This is a genomic window from Pseudoalteromonas sp. AWH4_217, assembly GCF_056161105.1.
The window spans coordinates 1-19,100 of sequence record NZ_JBSWYM010000015.1 but is presented as its reverse complement, the minus strand read 5'-3'; the positions used below and the strand labels follow the sequence as shown (position 1 = coordinate 19,100).

20 protein-coding genes are annotated in these 19,100 nt (G+C 47.9%); 5 read left to right on the top strand and 15 right to left on the bottom strand.

From position 1 onward, the window contains the following. The first annotated feature begins 39 nt into the window (after positions 1–39). Positions 40–945, top strand: coding sequence for a LysR family transcriptional regulator (locus ACXAH1_RS17640; RefSeq protein ID WP_054014569.1), 906 nt, complete (start codon positions 40–42; stop codon positions 943–945). Positions 946–1,127: 182 nt separating this feature from the next. On the opposite strand, the gene ubiA is transcribed toward ACXAH1_RS17640, so the two are convergent. Both ubiA and ACXAH1_RS17630 read right to left on the bottom strand, forming a co-directional pair. Then, the gene (ubiA, locus tag ACXAH1_RS17635) at positions 1,128–1,994 is read right to left on the bottom strand and encodes a 4-hydroxybenzoate octaprenyltransferase (protein ID WP_475198476.1); all 867 of its coding nucleotides are present in this window, start codon (positions 1,992–1,994) and stop codon (positions 1,128–1,130) included. Positions 1,995–1,997: 3 nt separating this feature from the next. Further along, positions 1,998–2,522, bottom strand: coding sequence for a chorismate--pyruvate lyase family protein (locus ACXAH1_RS17630; protein ID WP_475198474.1), 525 nt, complete (start codon positions 2,520–2,522; stop codon positions 1,998–2,000). Positions 2,523–2,701: 179 nt separating this feature from the next. Here ACXAH1_RS17630 and ACXAH1_RS17625 point away from each other — a divergent pair, with 179 nt between their 5' ends. Next, positions 2,702–3,073, top strand: a complete 372-nt coding sequence (locus ACXAH1_RS17625; protein ID WP_432760826.1) for a flagellar basal body-associated protein FliL — start codon at positions 2,702–2,704, stop codon at positions 3,071–3,073. Between the two features lie 27 nt (positions 3,074–3,100). On the opposite strand, the gene ACXAH1_RS17620 is transcribed toward ACXAH1_RS17625, so the two are convergent. The 6 genes from ACXAH1_RS17620 to ACXAH1_RS17595 form a co-directional block, all read right to left on the bottom strand. Further along, the gene (locus ACXAH1_RS17620) at positions 3,101–3,649 is read right to left on the bottom strand and encodes a rhomboid family intramembrane serine protease (protein WP_475198472.1); all 549 of its coding nucleotides are present in this window, start codon (positions 3,647–3,649) and stop codon (positions 3,101–3,103) included. 226 nt (positions 3,650–3,875) lie between these two features. After that, positions 3,876–4,193: a thiosulfate sulfurtransferase GlpE gene (gene glpE, locus ACXAH1_RS17615; protein WP_054014564.1), complete on the bottom strand. Its 318-nt coding sequence runs from the start codon at positions 4,191–4,193 to the stop codon at positions 3,876–3,878. Positions 4,194–4,279: 86 nt separating this feature from the next. Further along, a complete protein-coding gene (gene tdh, locus ACXAH1_RS17610) occupies positions 4,280–5,305 on the bottom strand; it encodes an L-threonine 3-dehydrogenase (RefSeq protein ID WP_253046070.1) in 1,026 nt (341 codons plus the stop codon). A 78-nt stretch (positions 5,306–5,383) separates the two neighbouring features. Further along, entirely contained in the window at positions 5,384–6,580 is a 1,197-nt protein-coding gene (locus ACXAH1_RS17605; protein ID WP_138550438.1) for a glycine C-acetyltransferase, read from the bottom strand. Positions 6,581–6,752: 172 nt separating this feature from the next. After that, positions 6,753–7,310, bottom strand: a complete 558-nt coding sequence (gmhB, locus tag ACXAH1_RS17600) for a D-glycero-beta-D-manno-heptose 1,7-bisphosphate 7-phosphatase (protein ID WP_475198470.1) — start codon at positions 7,308–7,310, stop codon at positions 6,753–6,755. Further along, the gene (locus ACXAH1_RS17595; protein ID WP_475198469.1) at positions 7,307–8,350 is read right to left on the bottom strand and encodes a glycosyltransferase family 9 protein; all 1,044 of its coding nucleotides are present in this window, start codon (positions 8,348–8,350) and stop codon (positions 7,307–7,309) included. Before ACXAH1_RS17595 ends, gmhB begins: the two co-directional genes overlap by 4 nt. A 134-nt stretch (positions 8,351–8,484) precedes the next feature. Here ACXAH1_RS17595 and ACXAH1_RS17590 point away from each other — a divergent pair, with 134 nt between their 5' ends. Continuing rightward, positions 8,485–9,219, top strand: a complete 735-nt coding sequence (locus ACXAH1_RS17590; protein WP_475198468.1) for a 3-deoxy-D-manno-octulosonic acid kinase — start codon at positions 8,485–8,487, stop codon at positions 9,217–9,219. Positions 9,220–9,249: 30 nt separating this feature from the next. Here the strand turns inward: ACXAH1_RS17590 and hldE are convergent, their stop codons facing one another. The 3 genes from hldE to ACXAH1_RS17575 all read right to left on the bottom strand — a co-directional run bounded on the left by hldE (position 9,250) and on the right by ACXAH1_RS17575 (position 12,825). Next, positions 9,250–10,695 (bottom strand): bifunctional D-glycero-beta-D-manno-heptose-7-phosphate kinase/D-glycero-beta-D-manno-heptose 1-phosphate adenylyltransferase HldE, encoded by a 1,446-nt coding sequence (gene hldE, locus ACXAH1_RS17585; protein WP_475198466.1) that lies wholly within the window; start codon positions 10,693–10,695, stop codon positions 9,250–9,252. After that, positions 10,692–11,285 (bottom strand): D-sedoheptulose-7-phosphate isomerase, encoded by a 594-nt coding sequence (locus tag ACXAH1_RS17580; protein ID WP_054014557.1) that lies wholly within the window; start codon positions 11,283–11,285, stop codon positions 10,692–10,694. Before ACXAH1_RS17580 ends, hldE begins: the two co-directional genes overlap by 4 nt. Positions 11,286–11,376: 91 nt before the next feature. Next, on the bottom strand, positions 11,377–12,825 hold the full coding sequence (locus ACXAH1_RS17575; RefSeq protein ID WP_475198465.1) for a capsule assembly Wzi family protein: 1,449 nt from the start codon (positions 12,823–12,825) through the stop codon (positions 11,377–11,379). Between the two features lie 147 nt (positions 12,826–12,972). Between ACXAH1_RS17575 and waaA the strand changes: the two genes are divergently transcribed. After that, positions 12,973–14,244 (top strand): lipid IV(A) 3-deoxy-D-manno-octulosonic acid transferase, encoded by a 1,272-nt coding sequence (waaA, locus tag ACXAH1_RS17570; protein ID WP_475198463.1) that lies wholly within the window; start codon positions 12,973–12,975, stop codon positions 14,242–14,244. Continuing rightward, the gene (locus ACXAH1_RS17565; RefSeq protein ID WP_253046062.1) at positions 14,245–14,793 is read left to right on the top strand and encodes a DUF1415 domain-containing protein; all 549 of its coding nucleotides are present in this window, start codon (positions 14,245–14,247) and stop codon (positions 14,791–14,793) included. A gap of 30 nt (positions 14,794–14,823) precedes the next feature. Here the strand turns inward: ACXAH1_RS17565 and ACXAH1_RS17560 are convergent, their stop codons facing one another. From ACXAH1_RS17560 to ACXAH1_RS17545, 4 genes are all read right to left on the bottom strand, one after another. Further along, positions 14,824–15,144: a YdbL family probable chaperone protein gene (locus tag ACXAH1_RS17560; RefSeq protein WP_475198462.1), complete on the bottom strand. Its 321-nt coding sequence runs from the start codon at positions 15,142–15,144 to the stop codon at positions 14,824–14,826. Positions 15,145–15,155: 11 nt separating this feature from the next. Beyond that, complete coding sequence (locus tag ACXAH1_RS17555) at positions 15,156–15,335, bottom strand: YnbE family lipoprotein (protein ID WP_010383032.1); 180 nt, start codon at positions 15,333–15,335, stop codon at positions 15,156–15,158. Between the two features lie 12 nt (positions 15,336–15,347). Then, a complete protein-coding gene (locus ACXAH1_RS17550) occupies positions 15,348–17,939 on the bottom strand; it encodes an intermembrane phospholipid transport protein YdbH family protein (protein WP_475198460.1) in 2,592 nt (863 codons plus the stop codon). Positions 17,940–18,074: 135 nt separating this feature from the next. Further along, positions 18,075–18,617: a hypothetical protein gene (locus ACXAH1_RS17545; protein WP_475198459.1), complete on the bottom strand. Its 543-nt coding sequence runs from the start codon at positions 18,615–18,617 to the stop codon at positions 18,075–18,077. Positions 18,618–19,100: the final 483 nt, after the last annotated feature.

The window sequence follows — 19,100 nt, the reverse complement described above, 5'->3', positions numbered from 1 at the left end:
GTTGTCATTGCATTTTTGTTGAAATAAAAGGAATTTCACATGAGATTTGAACAACTCGAGCAATTCGTTGCTTTAGGCAATTTACGCCACTTTAGGCAAGCCGCAGAACAAACCAATATCAGTACTTCCGCACTCACCAGAAGCATTCAGACACTGGAAGATGAAATTGGCTGTGAACTTGTCAAACGTTCTACCCGCTCCGTCAAACTGACCGAGCAAGGCGAGCTTTTTTTAAATTATTGTAAGTCGACCTTGTCGGAATTAGACATAACCAGAAACACTATCAAACAAAGCTTGTTTGGTCGTGATCAGCAGCGCGTTGTTGTTGGTTACACTGCACAAGCAAGTAGCATAGTGCCAACGTCATGTGGACAGTTTTTGGCGGATTTCCCTAATGTCAAAGTTGAAATGCAACTTCTAAGTGAACACGATCTACTTCGCAAGCTTCAGCTTGGCGAAATCGATATCAGTGTTTATCTGGAATCTGCAACCAGCTTAGTGAGTGATATCCACCTGCCCGACCAACTTGTTTTGTTTGTTGCTAAACAACATCCACTGGCAACACAAGATAGTATTCGTCGCAGCGAGCTTGCTCAGTACCCTATGTATGGCTGCTTTTCTCAGTCAAAACAGGTGCAGAATATGCTCAATGAGGCGGTTGAAGGGCTTAACAAGTCAACCAACGTCAAAATCGGTAACATCAGCCAGGTGATTGATGGACTGAAGAATAGCCAAAGCTTTGCAATTGCAAGCATTGAACATTCTAAAGTCATCGCACAGGATCCTGAGCTAATTTTACTTAAGACTAACAAGGATGCGAGTCATGAACAAATTGTCGTGCAAACCAGTCACCAACTTGGTAGTGGTTCACACGTCAGCAACTTGTTGTCATTAATTGAACAAACAGCACAGAAAAATGCGGTTGCAACAGCCGTAAACAGTTAACCAATATGGCTAACCGTTTTTCTTGTCCTGTTTAGTTAAATGGGAGTTTTGAGCGAGTTTTAAGCAATACACTCAGTTCGAATGGCGAAGTTTTGGGCCTGGAGAACGGAGTCAGAAAGTAAAAAATTCGCTCACCCTCACCTTCCTTAATGTCATTTCAGCCCTGCCGTTTTATTCGCTGATTAAACGCCAGCAACCACACCTGCAAACATCGCCAGACCAACATAATTATTGCTCAAAAATGCCGTAAAGCACTTATCCCTGCTTCTGTCATTGATCTGCCATTGTAGTTTTGCAAGCCAGATCCCGGCAACTGCAAACCCAACCCAGAACCACATTGACATACTTACCTGAGTCGCCACCCAGGCCATGCAAGCCAGAAAGGCCACATTCAACCCTGCGATCACGTGTCTGTCCCAGCGCCCAAATAAAATGGCAGTCGACTTGATCCCGACGACCACATCGTCATCTTTATCAACCATGGCATACTTAGTATCGTAGGCAACCGTCCAAAGCAGGTTTGCAATAAACAGCACCCAGGCAATCATAGGGACTGTCTCCTGAGCCGCCATAAAGGCCATTGGGATCCCCCAACTGAACGCAGCCCCTAACACAACCTGAGGCAGGTGGGTGTAACGCTTCATAAAGGGGTAAATACTCGCCAACACCAAGGCTCCAAACGACAGTAAAATAGTCTGCCAATTGAGCATCAGGACCAGGATAAAAGAAGCACCAATGAGTGAGGCAAATAAGGTCAGTGCCTCACCTTCACTCACAGCGCCCCTGGCCAGGGGCCTTTGTGCTGTTCTTTTAACTGCACCATCCACTTTACGATCAGCAAAGTCATTGATTACACAGCCTGCGCTGCGCATCATGAAAGTGCCCAAAACAAATATGAGCAACAAATGCCAATGTGGCACACCGCCGGACGCTATCCACAAGCTCCAAAGTGTTGGCCACATCAGCAACAAAGTGCCGATCGGCTTCTCAACCCGCATTAACTGTTTATATTCTTCGATGTGATCAGCTCGAAGCCGGGATAGCTTCATACCTTAAACTCCATTGAGGAAGATTTCGCACACCAGTACTTTGCAATCCTGGCGCGTAAATACACTACGCCTTGCAAAACAGATATCGCTGCCTAATGCGTCTTTACTTGGTAAAAATGAAGGTAATGTCTTTTTCTGAAGTTTTGTTACCTCAATCTCACCCCGTTGCCATGCCTGCTGATCGAACAAACGCTCGCCCAGCGGCGTGTTACCTATATTGTTCAGCCCGAGTGAATTCGCGCTTTCCGGGATCCAGCTTTGCCCATACACCACAGGGATATCATCACAATATAACACGACCTCACGACATAGCGCGCTGTCACACTTAAGAATAGCCTGCACCTCATGTTCCAGCACACACACTTGTTCGCTGAGTACTTCTACATGCAAAGCATCACACTGAGAACGTAGCAGAGCTGTCAGAGAGCCAGTCTCACACAACAACGGGTGCAACCTGTCTGGAATGATGTCCTTATACCGGGACAGTGGTTCCCAGCTTGATCGCAATAATTTTGGCAGATTAAACAAGTCGATAATTCAATTAAGATAATAACCGCGTCATAATAGCAAAGCTTACTCCGGCAAAAAAGTTTACCTTTCCCCTACTCACTGCTGTTCATAAACTGGTTTTACGTATAAACTAATCCTATTGTTGGTATTTAGTTAAGTATTTTCAGGCTATTATGAATCGTATCTGTGTCGCGTTGATGGCAATTGTGCTGATTTGTGTGAGTACAAACTTACGCGCTGAATCAACCGTTGGTTACTTCGGATTTGAGCCTGACATCATTACGAACTATATCGGACAATCTAATAAGAAGCTGGGGTATGTGCGCGTTACAGTCGATTTAATGCTCGATGACGTGAGTAATATCGCGGTTGTCGAACACCACACCCCACTACTGCGTGACGCCATTGTCCAGATTTTAAGTAAAGAGCCAGAAGAAACAATAAAGTCACTAACCGGACGTGAAGAAATTCGCCAGCGCTGTGCTGAAAAGCTTAAAACCTTATTAAAAGAAGAGACCGGACAAGAAATCATCCGGGAAGTGCTGTTTACCAAATATTTATATCATTAGACACATCGAATGGGCCTGCTACTCAGCTCAATCTCGGGCTCGGACCAAGATCGCCACACCAATACCGGCAAGTAAACCAAACAAGTGCGCCCAGTTTGCCATGTTGATAAACAAAACATCTGTAAAACCTAACACCATCCAAACCAACATAAGTCCCACAACGGGCGCGCATATCAACGGCGGTGATTTAGGGTGTAATACCGAGTGGATCCAGCAAAACCCTAACAGGGCATAAACCACACCACTGAGCCCCCCAAAGTTAGCACCTGCCAACAGATACTGAACCCAGTTGCTCAGCAAGGCGCCGACAATGAACAGCGCGCTTAGCACCCAGTTTCCTAAACGACGCTCTATCAGATTGCCCAGATATACCCAACAGAAAAGATTGACTACCAGGTGCAATAAACCAAAGTGCAAAAAAGCAGGTGTGATCCAGCGCCAGGGCGTGTGAGGCTCAAACTGGAAGATATTAAAGACAGACTCGACACCATACACATAGAAACTCAGAAAAATACCCAACGAGGTAATAAAGACAGCTTTGAGGATCCAACTCAGTTGGCAAAAACGGCGCCACATATTCAGCCAAGTTCCCTGATATACCAGTGGTGAGCCCGTCGGGGCAGCTGCCAGAAGGTATCGAGAAACTGGTCGTGATATAGACTGGTAACACATTCCTGCCAGGTATTATTTGCCTGTGGCCATTGTCCATTTTTTCTGACAACACGGCATTGAATATGCTCAGTCCTCAGACAGGCTGTGGCTCCCTGAACCGCGCGAGGGTTATTGTGGGAGCCTGACAGTTTCATTTTGCTACGCTATCAGGCAGTTCCTGTGCCCACTGTGTGAAGCCGCCGTCCATGCTGTAGACGTCTTCAAAGCCTTGCTCAGCGAGATAATTTGCAGCACCTTGTGAGCTGATACCGTGATAGCACACGACAATGATAGGCTGCTCAAACTCTTTTTCCTGTAAGAAGTGTCCCAGATTGTCATTAGACAGGTGCTCGGCACCGGGAATATGTCCCTGTGCAAACGAGTTAGCATCGCGAATATCCGCAATAACCAGATCCGATTGCGCCAGCATGTCTTTCGTTTGGGCCACTGAAATATGTTTAAAACTCATAATACTCTCAATTCATTAAGCAGACACAAAAAACACCTCGTTGATGGCCACAGGCCCGAGGTGTTTTAACAAGGTAAGTGTGGACCTTAATCCCAGTTTAAGATCACTTTACCCGATTGACCAGAGATCATCGTATCAAAGCCCTGCTGGAACTCATCGACGTGGAACTGGTGGGTAATGATCGGCTCCAGGTTCAAGCCCGACTGGATCAGACTGGCCATTTTATACCAGGTTTCGAACATTTCACGGCCATAGATGCCTTTGATCACTAAGCCCTTAAAAATAACCTGATTCCAGTCTACCGCCATATCACTTGGTGGAATACCTAACATGGCGATTTTGCCACCATGGTTCATGTTATTTAGCATGCTATTAAACGCTACTGGCACACCCGACATTTCTAGACCAATATCAAAGCCTTCTGTCATGCCCAGCTCTGTCATGACATCTTCAAGCTTTTCTTCGGCAACATTCACAGCACGGGTTGCCCCCATTTTGCGCGCCAGCTCAAGACGATATTCATTCACGTCGGTGATCACAACGTGACGGGCACCCACATGCTTAGCAACAGCGGCAGCCATGATCCCAATCGGGCCAGCCCCCGTGATCAAAACATCTTCACCAACCAGGTCAAAAGACAGCGCCGTGTGCACCGCATTACCAAATGGGTCAAAAATAGAGGCTAGTTCGTCTGAGATATTATCCGGGATCTTAAACGCATTATACGCCGGGATAACCAGATACTCTGCAAAAGAGCCTTCACGGTTTACCCCAACACCGATTGTGTTGCGGCACAAATGGACGCGACCACCGCGACAGTTACGACAGTGACCACAAGTAATATGGCCTTCGCCCGATACGCGGTCGCCAATCTCAAAGCCACGCACTTCCTGACCCATATCGACCACTTCACCCACGTATTCGTGCCCGACCACCATGGGGGTTGGAATGGTGTTCTGCGCCCATTCATCCCACTTATAAATATGGACATCTGTGCCACAAATGGCGGTTTTACGGATTTTGATCAGCAGATCGTTATGCCCGACTTCCGGTTTGGGCGCATCCGTCATCCAAATCCCTTCTTCTGCTTTTAACTTGGATAATGCTTTCATGTGTTTTCACTCGTTAGAAACACGCAAGCCTGTGGCTTGCGTTAAAATTCGCTTATAGCTGAACGCCACCAGGAGTAATTAAATAACACCTAGCTCTTTACCAATGCGGATAAAGGCATCAATCGCTTTGTCCAGCTGCTCTGTGGTATGCGCCGCAGAGATTTGAGTACGGATCCGTGCCTGGCCTTTTGGTACCACCGGGTAAGAGAAACCAATCACATAAATACCTTCCGCAAGCAAACGGTCAGCCATATCTGATGCCACTTTTGCATCACCCAGCATCACAGGAATAATGGCATGGTCTTTACCTGCACAGGTAAAGCCCGCAGCTTCCATCTTAGTACGGAAATGCGCGGCATTTTCCCACAACTTGTTACGCAGTGCCTGACCTTCTTTCATCATATCCAGCACTTTAATTGAAGCTGTGACAATAGACGGAGCCAGCGAGTTTGAGAACAAGTAAGGACGAGAACGTTGACGTAACCACTCTACAATCTCTTTTTTACCAGATGTATAACCACCTGACGCGCCACCCAGTGCTTTACCCAAAGTACCGGTAATGATGTCAACACGATCCATAACACCACAATACTCCGGCGTACCACGGCCATTTTCACCAACAAAGCCCACGGCATGAGAGTCGTCGACCATGACCAGTGCGTCATATTTATCCGCCAGATCGCATAGCTCAGACAGGTTACAGATAACCCCATCCATAGAGAACACACCATCAGTTGCAATCAGCTTAGTTTTTACGCCCGCCTCATCTGCTGCGATCAGCTGCTTTTCAAGGTCAGCCATATCGTTGTTGGCATAACGGAAACGTTTTGCTTTACACAGACGCACACCATCAATGATAGATGCATGGTTCAGAGAATCCGAAATAATCGCATCATCCGGACCTAAAATAGTTTCGAACAGACCCGCGTTGGCATCAAAACACGAAGAATACAGGATGGTGTCTTCAGTTTGCAGAAAATCGCTGATTTTGGCTTCCAGTGTTTTATGGATATCCTGAGTACCACAGATAAAGCGCACAGACGCCACACCAAAACCATGATCATCCAGACCACGCTGAGCAGCTGCAATCAAGTCTGGGTGATTGGCCAGGCCAAGGTAGTTGTTTGCACAGAAGTTGATAACACTTTCGCCGGTTGATACTGCGATTTCTGCTTGTTGCTGAGAAGTGATCACACGTTCTTTTTTGTATAAACCCTCAGCTTTTACTTCTTCAATCTGTTGCTGAAGCTGGCTGAAAAATGCCGCTGCTCTCATCGGGAGTCTCCATTAGTTGCACGGAGTGTGTACACCTGGCACACACTAAAACGCCGATATCGTTTATGGTCAATACCGACTGTGTCATTTAGATCATTGTTGATATTTTAAAAGGTTCGCACCTTAATTGCACGGTTTGTGATTATCTTGTTCACCAGCGTATTGTAAACGTTTATGAGATAAACGGAGGTACATCAATAACCTGACGAAGTGAGCTACACACATAATCAGCCGTTGCCCGCACTTCTTCACTGAAAGTCTGGCCAGATTCCACCAATATCTTGGTTGCCACGCCTGCAGCGTGCGCTGCCTGCATGTCTGATCCTTTATCTCCAACCATCACACTGCGCTTGGGATCGATATCAAACTCTTCAATAGCCTGAAGCAACATTCCTGGATTAGGTTTACGACAGTCACACTCTCGCTGGTAGGGAGGCTGGGCTTTATGTGGATGGTGAGGACAAAAATACACACGCTCAATCTCTATGCCATGGGCCAGAAACTGCTGGCACATCCAGTCTGTCAGGTGTGCAAACTGAGCTTCGTTATAATAACCTCGGCCGATGCCTGACTGGTTAGTAACTACAATTAGCTTGTAGCCCTGAGCCTGAAAGTGTTGACATGCCTCAAACACGCCATCAATAAATTGAAAATCTTCAATCTTGTGGACATAGGCATGGTCTTGATTGATCACCCCATCTCTGTCTAAAAACACGGCTTTGTGTGTCATAACTGTTCCTGCTGTACTACATGATCAAACATCTGAGTCACCCGCTCTACAGAGATTTGACTCATCAAATCGCTGCCCTTCACACGAGTGCCCCACTTAAGCTGCTGTGCCGTTTTGCCCTTTTGTGCCAAGACGCTGTCATGGTATACCTCGACCACATAATCCTGATAGAGGTATGGACCGGTGCGTTTAGGGTTAGAGTGTGCGTATAAACCAATCACGGGCGTGCCAACCGTCACCGCCATATGGGCAGGTCCGGTGTCTGGCGCCAACACCAGCTGTGCCTGCTCTAACACGCATAACAAGGTTTTTAGTTTTGTTTTACCAACCAGATTTAAAATATCGCACTGAGCATGACGAATTATTTCGTCACTGAGAGTGCGCTCGAGCTCAGTCGGTCCACCAGTGAGCACCACGCTAAAACCCTGCGCCGCAGCATGTTCTGCCAGTGCTGCATACCGTTCAGGCAACCAGTTTCGTTCGGCTTTACTGGCCGCGGGAGAAATGACAAAGATGCGTGTCAGCCCGTTTAAAAGTACGCTTGCCTCTTGCTTATCTGCCTCACTCACTGGCATTTCCCAGCGTGGGGCATCACACTCTGCACCTATCGCACGGGCAAAATTTTGAAACCCCTCCAGCACATGGGGCTCACTTTGCGGTTCAATGCGCTGGTTGATCACCAGTGAATGCAGCTCTTTAGAGCGGCCCTTATCAAAGCCAATTTTAACTTTTGCAGGAATACACCGGGCGGCCAGGTTGGCGCGAAACGCCACCTGCATATGCAGAAGCACATCGAACTTGTGTCCTTTAAACCGGGCTTTTAGCTGCTTAAACGCCGCTTTGCCCTGCTTTTTGTCAAAAATAACAAATTCCACCCCAGGCAGATCCGCCAATAGCATGGCTTCAACCTTGCCAATCACCCAAGTGATCTTTGCCTGAGGGTGCGCCCGCTGAATCGCCTGAACCGCTGCAACGGCATGGCATACATCACCAATAGCCGAAAGCCGAAGAATACAAATAGAAGAAATTGCCTGAGACACACATTTCGCCTGTAACTGAAAATAAGCATCCGATCTTAAATAAAACCCATCATTTTGCAACCAGTGAGATTTTCCCCGAGGGGAAAAGTCGTTACACTGGCGCCTGTCGTTGCAGCGCGCACTACAGAGAAGTCATGCTAAAAATAGAAAAACACCATACTCATTATTTGCTTCGTACCAGCCATACACCTGAGGCCCTGTCTCTGGACTGGTTTAACCTGACCTACTGGCAACAACACAACGCCGTTGTGACTTCTAAGCAGGGGCGCGCAGCGGCTTGGTTCGTGCGCTATACACCGCATAATATCGCGGTGCTCAAACATTATTGGCGTGGTGGCTTGATTGGCAAGTTACTCAAAGATCAATACTTGTATACCGGCCTAAAACATACCCGAGTGTACCAGGAGCTGGATTTGCTCAATCAGCTTGCCAATCTGAGCTTGTCGGTTCCAACGCCTTTAGGAGCTCGCGTGAGCGTATCAGCCGGAATTTATCGCGCCGATATATTAACGGATGCAATCGCTGGTGCACAAAGCTTATGTGAACGGCTGCAATCGGCCCCTTTGCCTGCGCACGACTGGCAGCAGGTTGCATCCACTCTCGCTCGATTTCATCAGGCCGGTGCGTATCATGACGATTTAAACTGCAACAATATTCTCTTTGATGAAAGCGGCGAGGTTTACCTGATAGATTTTGACAAAGGTGCACTCAGAACGCCCGAGACCGCCTGGCAACAAGCAAACATAGACAGGCTGGCACGCTCACTTAAAAAAGAGGCATCCCGTTCAGCACAGTTCTTCTGCTCTGAGCGCGACTGGCAAACATGTCTCGATGCTTACCAGGATGCAATGACAAAAAAGCCGGTATAAACCGGCTTATTCGTTCTATAACATCACGGGTTATTCAGTGTCTCGCGCCTTAGCGATGATGTTAGACGTCGAGCAGCCATCCAGAAATGGCAGGACATCAACCTGCCCGCCCATCGCTAAGACATGATCAGCACCAGCGATTTCAGACACCTGGTAATCACCACCTTTCACCAGGATATGTGGGCTGATCTGTTCAATCAGTTTAGCAGGGGTATCGTTTTCACTCTCTTTGCCGAAGGGGATCACCCAGTCAACAGAGGCCAACGCAGACAACACCATAGCCCGTTCATTGAGCGGGTTAATTGGCCGCTCCGGACCTTTAAGACGGGCAATTGACTCATCGTTATTGAGACCGACTACCAGTCTGTCACCTCTGGCTTTTGCTTGCGCCAGATAACGGACATGTCCGGCATGCAGAATATCGAAGCAGCCATTGGTGAACACTATGGTTTCACCATTTTGCTTGGCAAACTCAATGTGCTTGAGCACTTCTTCATATGGCGTCTGATAATGCTCGCCAGTCTGACGCAGGTACTGGCCTAACTTGCGGCTCAGCTCTTCTGGAGTCACAGTCGCAGCGCCCAGTTTAGCAACTGCGATACCTGCCGCCAGGTTAGCCAGCTCGACCGCTTCACTGGGCGAAAATCCGGCCCCCAGCATAGTCGTCAGTGTTGCAATCACAGTATCACCGGCACCGGTAACGTCGCTTACTTCCTGGACCTGGGCAGCAAAATCGTGTTTTTCATCTTGGGTGATCAGCGACATGCCCTGCTCTGAGCGAGTCAGTAGCATAGCACCAATACCGGCTTGTTTTATCAGTGCTCTGGCACTGGCTGTCAGCGCTGCTTCATCACGGTCATCCCCACCCGCAAGGCGGAATTCATTGAGGTTAGGCGTAATATAATCCGCCCCCCGGTAACGGCTGAGATCAGACGATTTCGGGTCAATCAAAACCGTTTTACCCGCTGCTTTGGCCACGGTAATCATCTCCTCAATGCAGGTCAGCGCCCCTTTGTTGTAATCCGAAAACAGGACAAAATCATAGTCGTTGACAACCTGTTCCAGGCGGGTTAACAGCAGCTGACTATGAGACTGTATAAATGGCTCTTCAAGATCCAACCGGACAACCTGCTGGTGACGGCTGATCACGCGCATTTTAGCTATTGTTGGCAGCTCAGCAACCGTCACCAATTGCGAGGCAATCTGCTCTTTAGCCAGAATCGATTCAAGCTGACGACCATTGTCGTCTTCACCAATAAGGCCCAACAAGCCAACCTGTCCATCCAGATGGGCAATGTTTTTCGCCACGTTTGCAGCACCACCGGCTTTGTCTTCTAGGCTGCTAACCTTAACTACCGGGACAGGCGCTTCCGGAGATATCCGCCCTGTGTCACCATGCCAATATCGATCCAGCATCACATCGCCGACGACCAGAACTTTGGCCTGATTTAAGTTTCTCAGTGCACTCAGGTTCATGCTGATTGCTCCGCAATGACCATGTCCACAGCTTCACATAACCAGTGGCCAATGAACATATGTGCTTCCTGGATCCGTGCTGTTTCGTCAAAGTCTATGATAATTGGCAACTTAGCAATGTCTTTTACTGTCCCACCACTGCGGCCAGTCAAAGCAACGGTAAAAGCGCCGATTTCGTTCGCAGCCTTAAGTGCAAGGTTAATGTTTTCACTGGTACCCGAAGTCGTCAGGCCAATCACCAAGTCTTCAGGTTTACACAGAGCCTGAACCTGGCGTTCAAAAACCGTATTAAAGTGGTAGTCGTTGCTGTGCGCGGTCAAAATGGAGGTGTCAGTCGTCAACGCAATGGACGCCAGTGGTCCGCGCTCCAACTTATAACGAACCACAAACTCAGCAGCTAAATGTTGCGCATCAGCCGCACTGCCACCATTACCAAACCAGATCACCTTGCCACCAGCTTCCAGCGTTGCTTTACAAGCAGCCAGTAATTCCAGTGACTGGGTGTGATAGTCCGCCATTTTTGCGAACAACGCCATGTGTCGCTCTAAGCTGGCCTGATAGCTTTGTTTGATGTGATCATTGATTGACATAGTGATCCTTAAAAAAATAATGCGACTTTGCATTCGTTGCAAAATCAAATATAACCCGTGTTTTAATAATTAGGAGGCACTTCGCACCCAATTACCAGTATACATCGACGGACAGCCAAGTGTAGCTTTCTCCGAACACGTCTTTACCATAGGTCAATGCTGTTTCCACTTGCTTGTCATACATCTGCCGTGTGTTGGAGACAGACAGCTCAACAGCTTGCTCATATGCATCGCCAGTTTGACCAAGTTCATTAAGGTAATTGCTGGTATTGTCTATAGTTGAGAGTTTAACTCGCCAAAGAGACTCCAGACTCTCTCGATAGCTCACTTCCAGCATGTGTACATCTGTAGGCGTCGCATCTCCAAATGTGCGCTGGTTCGCCGCAGCATGACCCACCACAAAACCATCTATTGTGTTACCCGATTTTTCATAAATTCCGTTTACATACCAGAGACTGTGCATATTGGTATATTCGTAGCGCAGTGTGATATCTTTGGTCAGTGATGGCAGGTACACACCAAAACTGGCTACCGTATTACCAAACTGGTAGTTTTTATGATTTTTGGTATCTTCACCACCATATTCCAGATACCACTGAACAGGTTGGATCCAATTAGTTGTGAATGTACTGGTGATAGTAGCCCATTGATCTCCCAGCTCATTATCCCTACCACCTGTTAGCCCGCTGTTATCGTTACCGGCAGGGTCAAAATAGGCTTTTACGACATCTTTCAGGTCGACTTTTCTTGGTCCTCCCCCAAACTGCATCATACGGTTTATGCCGATTTTCCAGTTATCCAACGGTTCAAAGCTGATATGCGTGCCCGCTAATTTTGGTGTACCGTCATGTAGCTTGTTTTGGTAATGAATGCCTTTCTCTACATGTTCCAGTTCGGAGTAAAATAGCTCGAAATCAAAATTCCACCAGTTGTCCAGCGGCAGGTTTAAACCTAATGAAGCTGACAATGGAGCTTTGGCATTGTTTGAGTATACCGGAGCACTGTGCTTGAACGGTGAGAACCAATGCTCTTTGTAGCCTAAAGTCAGTTGTAGATTCTCACCGCCTAAAGCATAAAAAGTGTTGTAGGGCACAATTTTTTCGGCATCTACGCGATATTGTGCACCGATTTGAACCAGACTGGTATCACTGCCGCGCCATACGCCACCGAGCGATAGCTCCGCATACTCACTGCTGTAATTTCCCCGATCGTTCGCAAGCTGCTGTGATTCGCCCGAATCTATCCGTAATTTGACGCCACGGCGCGTAATCGCGTCTCTTTGCAGATAAGGGGCTAATCGTGTTTTTATACTCTGAAACAAAGCTGGGTCTAGTGTTTTTAGCTCAAACAAGGTTTTATTGACTTCAGTAATACGATATGGCTTTGCCATAGGCGTTGTGCCCGTTAAGGCGAACATCTGATCAATTTGATACTCAAGAATGTTGTCTTTGCCGAGCGGTAAAAAAGCCGTTGGCATGGCAAAAGACTGCGCTGCACCTAGCAAGCACAAAGAAGACAGCGTGATTGTACGAAAGGACAACTTAAAACCTTTAAAATTGGAGATTTTGCCCGATCCTAGCAAATTCCCGTCCGCGGAGCACCTCAACAACTGTGATAATTTGTACGCCTGTTATCGCTTTTTCAGTCCGACAAGTTAAAATAAGCGTTTTTTACACTGATGGCTACCATGATTAGACGTTTATATTCCCTGCTACTGCTAGTGCTGAGCCCTGTCATTGTGGCGTATCTATACGTTATAAGAGGAAAAAAGAACGCTTTATATAAGGCCAATTTCTCTGAGCGTTTCGGTTTTGTCCCCTCAAGCAGGTCACGCCAGGCGATTATGGTGCACTGCGCCTCTGTTGGCGAAGTATTAGCCGCAGCACCACTTATCAAAGTACTACTGGCGGAACACCCCGATGCCCCTTTTGTACTAACATGCAACACGCCAACGGGACGGGAGCAACTCACTCAGTTGTTTGATAAAGAGACTCGGGATATCACGATTTGCTACCTGCCAATTGACTTTGCTTTCGCGGCACGACGATTTATCAACCAATTGCGCCCAAAGCTGCTGCTGGTGCTCGAAACCGAGCTTTGGCCTAATTTATTCTATTACGCAAAAAAGGCAGCCTGTCCTGTTGCTGTGGTGAACGCGCGCCTGTCTGAAAAATCTCAGGCCGGTTATCAAAAAGTAGCACCACTGAGCACCTTTCTGATGGGCCAGATAGATATGCTCGCAAGCCATAATAAAGAGGATGCAGAACGTTTTGTCGAACTGGGACTGGCAAGAGAAAAAGTGACGGTAACGGGATCCATCAAGTTCGATATCAGCCTGGATGATAATCAACAGGAAAAAATTGATACACTCAAAGCGCAACTGGGCACACGGCCTGTCTGGGTAGCTGGATCCACGCACCCTATGGAGCACGAACAGGTGCTGGCAGCGCATCAGCAAATATTGACTCAGCTGCCCGACGCGCTGTTGATCATAGCTCCCAGACACCCTGAACAATTTGAGAAAGTCGCGGCTTTGATTGAAGCACAGACACTTAGCTATAGCCGCCGCAGTCAGCAATACAACGCATCATCACAAGTCCTGCTGGCAGACACTCTGGGCGAATTAAAGCTGCTATACGGATGTGGTCAGGTTGCCTACATTGGCGGCAGCCTGATTGAGCGTGGCGGTCACAACCCGCTGGAAGCGGCAGCCTGTTCGGTGGGGGTTGTGACTGGACCACATACCTATAACTTTGCCCATATTTACCCCGAGCTAATCTCGATGCAAGGTGCCATAGAGGTGGCAGATCCTCAGATGCTTGCCGATACTTTGCTGGTCTATCTGCGTTCGAAGCAAGATGCCACAGAGCTTGGGGCACACGCCAAAGCCTGTCTGGCACGCAATCAAGGCGCCATTGCGCGCAGTATTACTATGATAAACGCTCTTTTGGGAAAATAAATGCACCATATTGCCGTCAAAGCGATGCAAAACTGGGTCAGCTCAGTGATCGTAAAATATAACTTTTGTCCGTTCGCCCGTAAGGAAGTTGAGCAAAATGCCATTCATTACCGTGTCTGCGAGTCACAAAAACACGAAGATGCCGTCATGGACATGCTGGATGAGTGTCAGGCACTGTCAGACACACCTGAGCGGGAAACCAGCTTGCTTATTTTTACTGCTGGCTTTAGCGATTTTGATGAGTTCTTAGATTTGGTCGATTTAGCCAATGCACTGCTGGTCGCACAGGGTTATGAGGGGGTTTTCCAGCTTGCTAACTTCCACCCCGATTATGTATTCGCTGACTCAGAGCAAGATGATCCGGCCAACTACACCAACCGGGCTCCATATCCTGCTTTACATGTAATCCGTGAAGCGAGTATGGCAGAAGCGCTGGAAACCTACGACGATCCGGAGTCAATTCCGGATAATAATATCCGCCTGGCACGCAGAAAAGGCGCCGCCTTTTGGCAGCAACTGCTACGCCAGTGTCACCCGCGCCAGGATTAGATATTGGGGCGGTTAGAGCCGCCCGGGTTGCTATTTTTTAACCCACTTACCATCGACTTTAACAAAGTGGCCAGGGGCCGTTTTTGCAAAAGTTTTCTTAGCTGCCATAGCTTCTACCTGGCTCAGGCTGATGCCATTTTTCTTGGCAAGTTGCTGATACTTGGCCTTGCGCTTACTGTTTACTTCATCAACCAGTTTTCGGACTTCACCGTTGCCTTTGATCACGCCAAGGTAACCCGCTGCGGTTTCTCCCACCAGACCTTGTGACTTAGCGTCATCCAGTGAAATAGCCAATACCGAAAAGCTCATGCAAGCCGCGGCAATCGTTGTCAGTAACTTAGATGCATTCATGATCTGGCTCCTTAGAATAGTTCACTGTCATCGCTGAACAGGTCATCCAGCTCTTTGTCGACCTTAACACGGATCTCGTGGTCAACCTTGACGTTTAAGTTGATGGTGATAGGCTCTTTGGTTTCGACCTGTACTTTGTGCGTACAAGCCGATACCAAACAAGCAAACACCAAAGTTAGCATCCATTTCATGCTGAGTTGCTCCTATTGGTTTAAAGCTTTTTCTACTTCCTGAGTGATTTCGTCACTCAGGCGCAATGCCCTGAACAGGGTATAAATATTTTCACTGTGCGTATAATTAAAATTCACAGGTTGTTTTTGCTGCTTGTTCTCGCCGGCAATTTTCACAGCCAGTTCCAGTTGTCCGTCCTGAGCCATATTCACATCACAGCTCAAGGTTTCAATACTTAATTCATCCAGCACGCCAAACACAGTTTCCAGCTCCGGACGCTGAGATTTTAACGCATTAAACGACGCATTATCTTCTACTTTCAGCATGCTATCTATCTCATTACTGAGGTAACCATCGCGGATCTCAGCCTGGCCGCCGCGCATAAACACAGGTAACCTGCCAGATACCCGGCCATGGAGCTCCACCCCGGATTCCCTACCCGCTTCTGAGATCAGCATCAAATCGAGACCACTGGCCGTCACTAAAATCTCCTGGTCCTGCTTACTCAGTAATACCTGCTCGGCCGCCAACTGACCACCAAAGACTCTGGCACTAAGCTCACGTAATACCGGCAGATTATTATCTGACGTTAGCTGACCTCGCACCTCCGTTAATACCGGCCCTGAGCGTACTTCAGTGATACTCAAGGGGGAAGACTCTATGATTAATTCGCCAGCATGCCATTTGCCCTTTACCGGTAAATCCAGCTCAGAGACATAATGGTGCTCATACAAAAATGCAGCATCATTCACGTTAAGCCGAAAATCAAATATCTGACGCGTTAATTCACCTGAAATCTCGGCATTTATCAGACCCTGCTCAATCTTGAGCTTAGGTACAAACTGGCTGGCCAGCGGTTGCAATGCGCCCAGGCCGTGCTCGGCAAGAGTCAGAGTGAATGGCATTAATCCCGCTTCCAGACGATGTGTCAGCTGCAACTCAATATTGTCCAGTGTGAGCAGGTGATCTAATGTCAATTGCTCGCTGCCGGCAACACTCCCTTCGCTTTGCAACGCAACATCTCTGAGGACTAATTGCGGATGCGCGAGCAGCTCTATCGTTGAACGCCCTAATAGCTCACCTTTTGGTCCTTCTGGTTGCCACTGGCCGGTAAACGCCAGGTGCTGGCTGAGATCTTTGCCACGGAACTCATCATGTTTAAATGAGCCAACCTGAATGTCTGCTTTGATGGTTGTTTCCAGCTGTCCGTTGACGTCACCCTGACCGCTGAGGACTAAACTACGCCCCTGAACTGAGCCTATCTGATAGCGCTCGGCTTGTGTTTCTAATTCCCACTTCACCTTTTCAAATAGCGCATGTTCCGCCAGTTTATTGCCTTCAGTCATGGCCAACACTGTACTAGTGGACAGGGTGCCAGACAGGTTATCTAATCGTATCTCTTGCAGCGAAACTGAATTAGCCTGTGGCTGCAGTGTGGTATTGAACGTCAGCAGCTCAGTCATATCTCCGGCCAGTGAAAACTGACCTTGCAACGCCAGTTCCTGCCAATCAAAGGGCAGCCCTGCCGGTGCCTGAGACACTTCAATCGTGGCAACACCAGTGCTCTCCAGCTGCATGTCAGCGAGCAAAAAATCAGCTTGCACATCAAGGAGATTAAGTACCTCGCTTTGATGTGAAACTCTCAACTTACCATGTATCTGCTGACCAGCAATCTGATACTCCAGTTCGCTTAGCGTGGCTGACGTGGCTTCATTTGCACCATACACATATAATTTTGGTAAGCTGGCCATTTGCGTATTAAATGTCACAGGCTCAGCCATTCGGATCTGCCACTGCTTTGACCAGAGGCTGTCCAGCCAGGGTTTTTTAGCCTGTGCAAACAGCAACTCGCATCCGGATGTATTCACTTCAACCGGTAGCTGACTCAGATCCAGCTTGCCAATACTGCTGGTGAGGTCCCACTGCCCCGTGATAACCCCGTTAACCTGGGCCACTGGCTGGCACTGAGCAGATGGATAAACCAATAAGCTACTCAGCAGGATATCCATACTGACAGCCTGACCATCAAATGTTGACTCTAAGGTTCCGGCCAGCTCAGAAACAGTAACGGGGAGTTCTGCTTGCTGTAAAAACGTCTGTATAACCGGACTGGACAACTTCAGTGCTGCACGCAATTGTGTATCACTCAGGGTAACATCTGCCTCCACATCACCACTGATGGCAAATGCGAAATCCCCCTTCTGCATTACACTGAGATTGAGTGGCTCTGCCAGCAACGGACTGGATACGGTGAGCGCTTCAACCTCAAAACTAGGCATGCCTTCTGGCAAGTCGAGCTCTAAAGGCGCCGGGGAATGGACCACCTCGGTCGTATTATCGGTTTGGGTATGCTGATGAGTCACCATCATACTGGCTACCTGAAAGTGATCCCCATCAAAGGTGGCGTTACTGATTTCAACCGACACCGCTTCACTGCGCCAGCACAGTCGCTCGACCGCCAGGCGATCCCAGCTGTCGACTGACCAGTCCAGACACTCAAGTAAGCCCTGTTCTTCAGTCAGTATCTGCTTGCCAATGGTGAGTGTCAGTGGCACGCGAAAATAATAGACAGTGATCCCTATCGTAAACAGGGCAAACAGCAGAATAAGAAAAAAGCGCCGCATAGGTACCAGGCAGTTAGTGAAAACTGGCTTAAGTGTAAGGGATCTTGATGGCGATGTAATGTTTGCCAAAGTAAGAAGATGTTAAGCCTGCAAAAGTCCCTTACAAGTTAGCCATCATATTGGCAATAGACACGATTATAATTTACCCTTGCGCTTAAGCTCTTCCAGTCGCTCACGCTCAGCGAGGATCATTTTTATCATATTAACGCGAATATCCGCTTCCTGTTGCTTATATTCGGACAACTGCTGTTCAAGCAATTCGATTTCATCCACCTTTGATGCGTCACGATATTGCTTCAAACCGATATGCTCAATTGTCACTGACTCCTCTGATGTATCAGCTTCTACGTGCTGTTGTACCTGCAAGTGGCGCTGCTGAACGGACTGCATTAACTTGTTGATCTGGGCCTGTAATTTACGCATCAAGGCCTGGATCAGCTCCATGGCTTTTTCAAGATCCTCATAATCCTCTTTGAATACCGGGTTGTCTTCTTTATATTGCCCCGCTTCTTCATCCAATTCTTTTGATAGCAACGGGGGGGCTGTGTCGACCTCATCGCCGCTTTGTGCTTCTTCGCCTGGGGTAGCATCAGAGACTTTATCGCTGTTGTTGCGAACTTGCGAATGCGATACGGGCTTACTTACAGGCGCGCTGCCTGGGTGTATTTGTATATCCATACTCACTCCTTGATTGCCATTATTGGCCTTCCGCACCGCTTTGGCGATTAAGAGGGCCACTAATTCAAACAACTTATCGGTATTTGCACAGAAAACTTAAGGAGAGATAGTATAAGGGACAAATAATACTAAACGATGAACAGGGTGATATTACAGGCAATAAAAAAGGCCACCGCAGTGACCTTTTTCTATTATAGAGTTCTCAATTAACTCGCATTCTTACGTGCGTTGCGGAACATGCGCATCCACGGGCTGTCATCGATCCACTCTTGTCGTGGGTATCGCTGCCAAGAGTTAGCTCTTTTCAAGCAATGAAAAAGGCCACCGAAGTGACCTTTTTCTATTATAGAGTTCTCAATTAACTCACATTCTTACGTGCGTTGCGGAACATACGCATCCACGGGCTGTCATCGATCCACTCTTGTCGTGGGTATCGCTGCCAAGAGTTAGCTCTTTTCAAGCAATAAAAAAGGCCACCGAAGC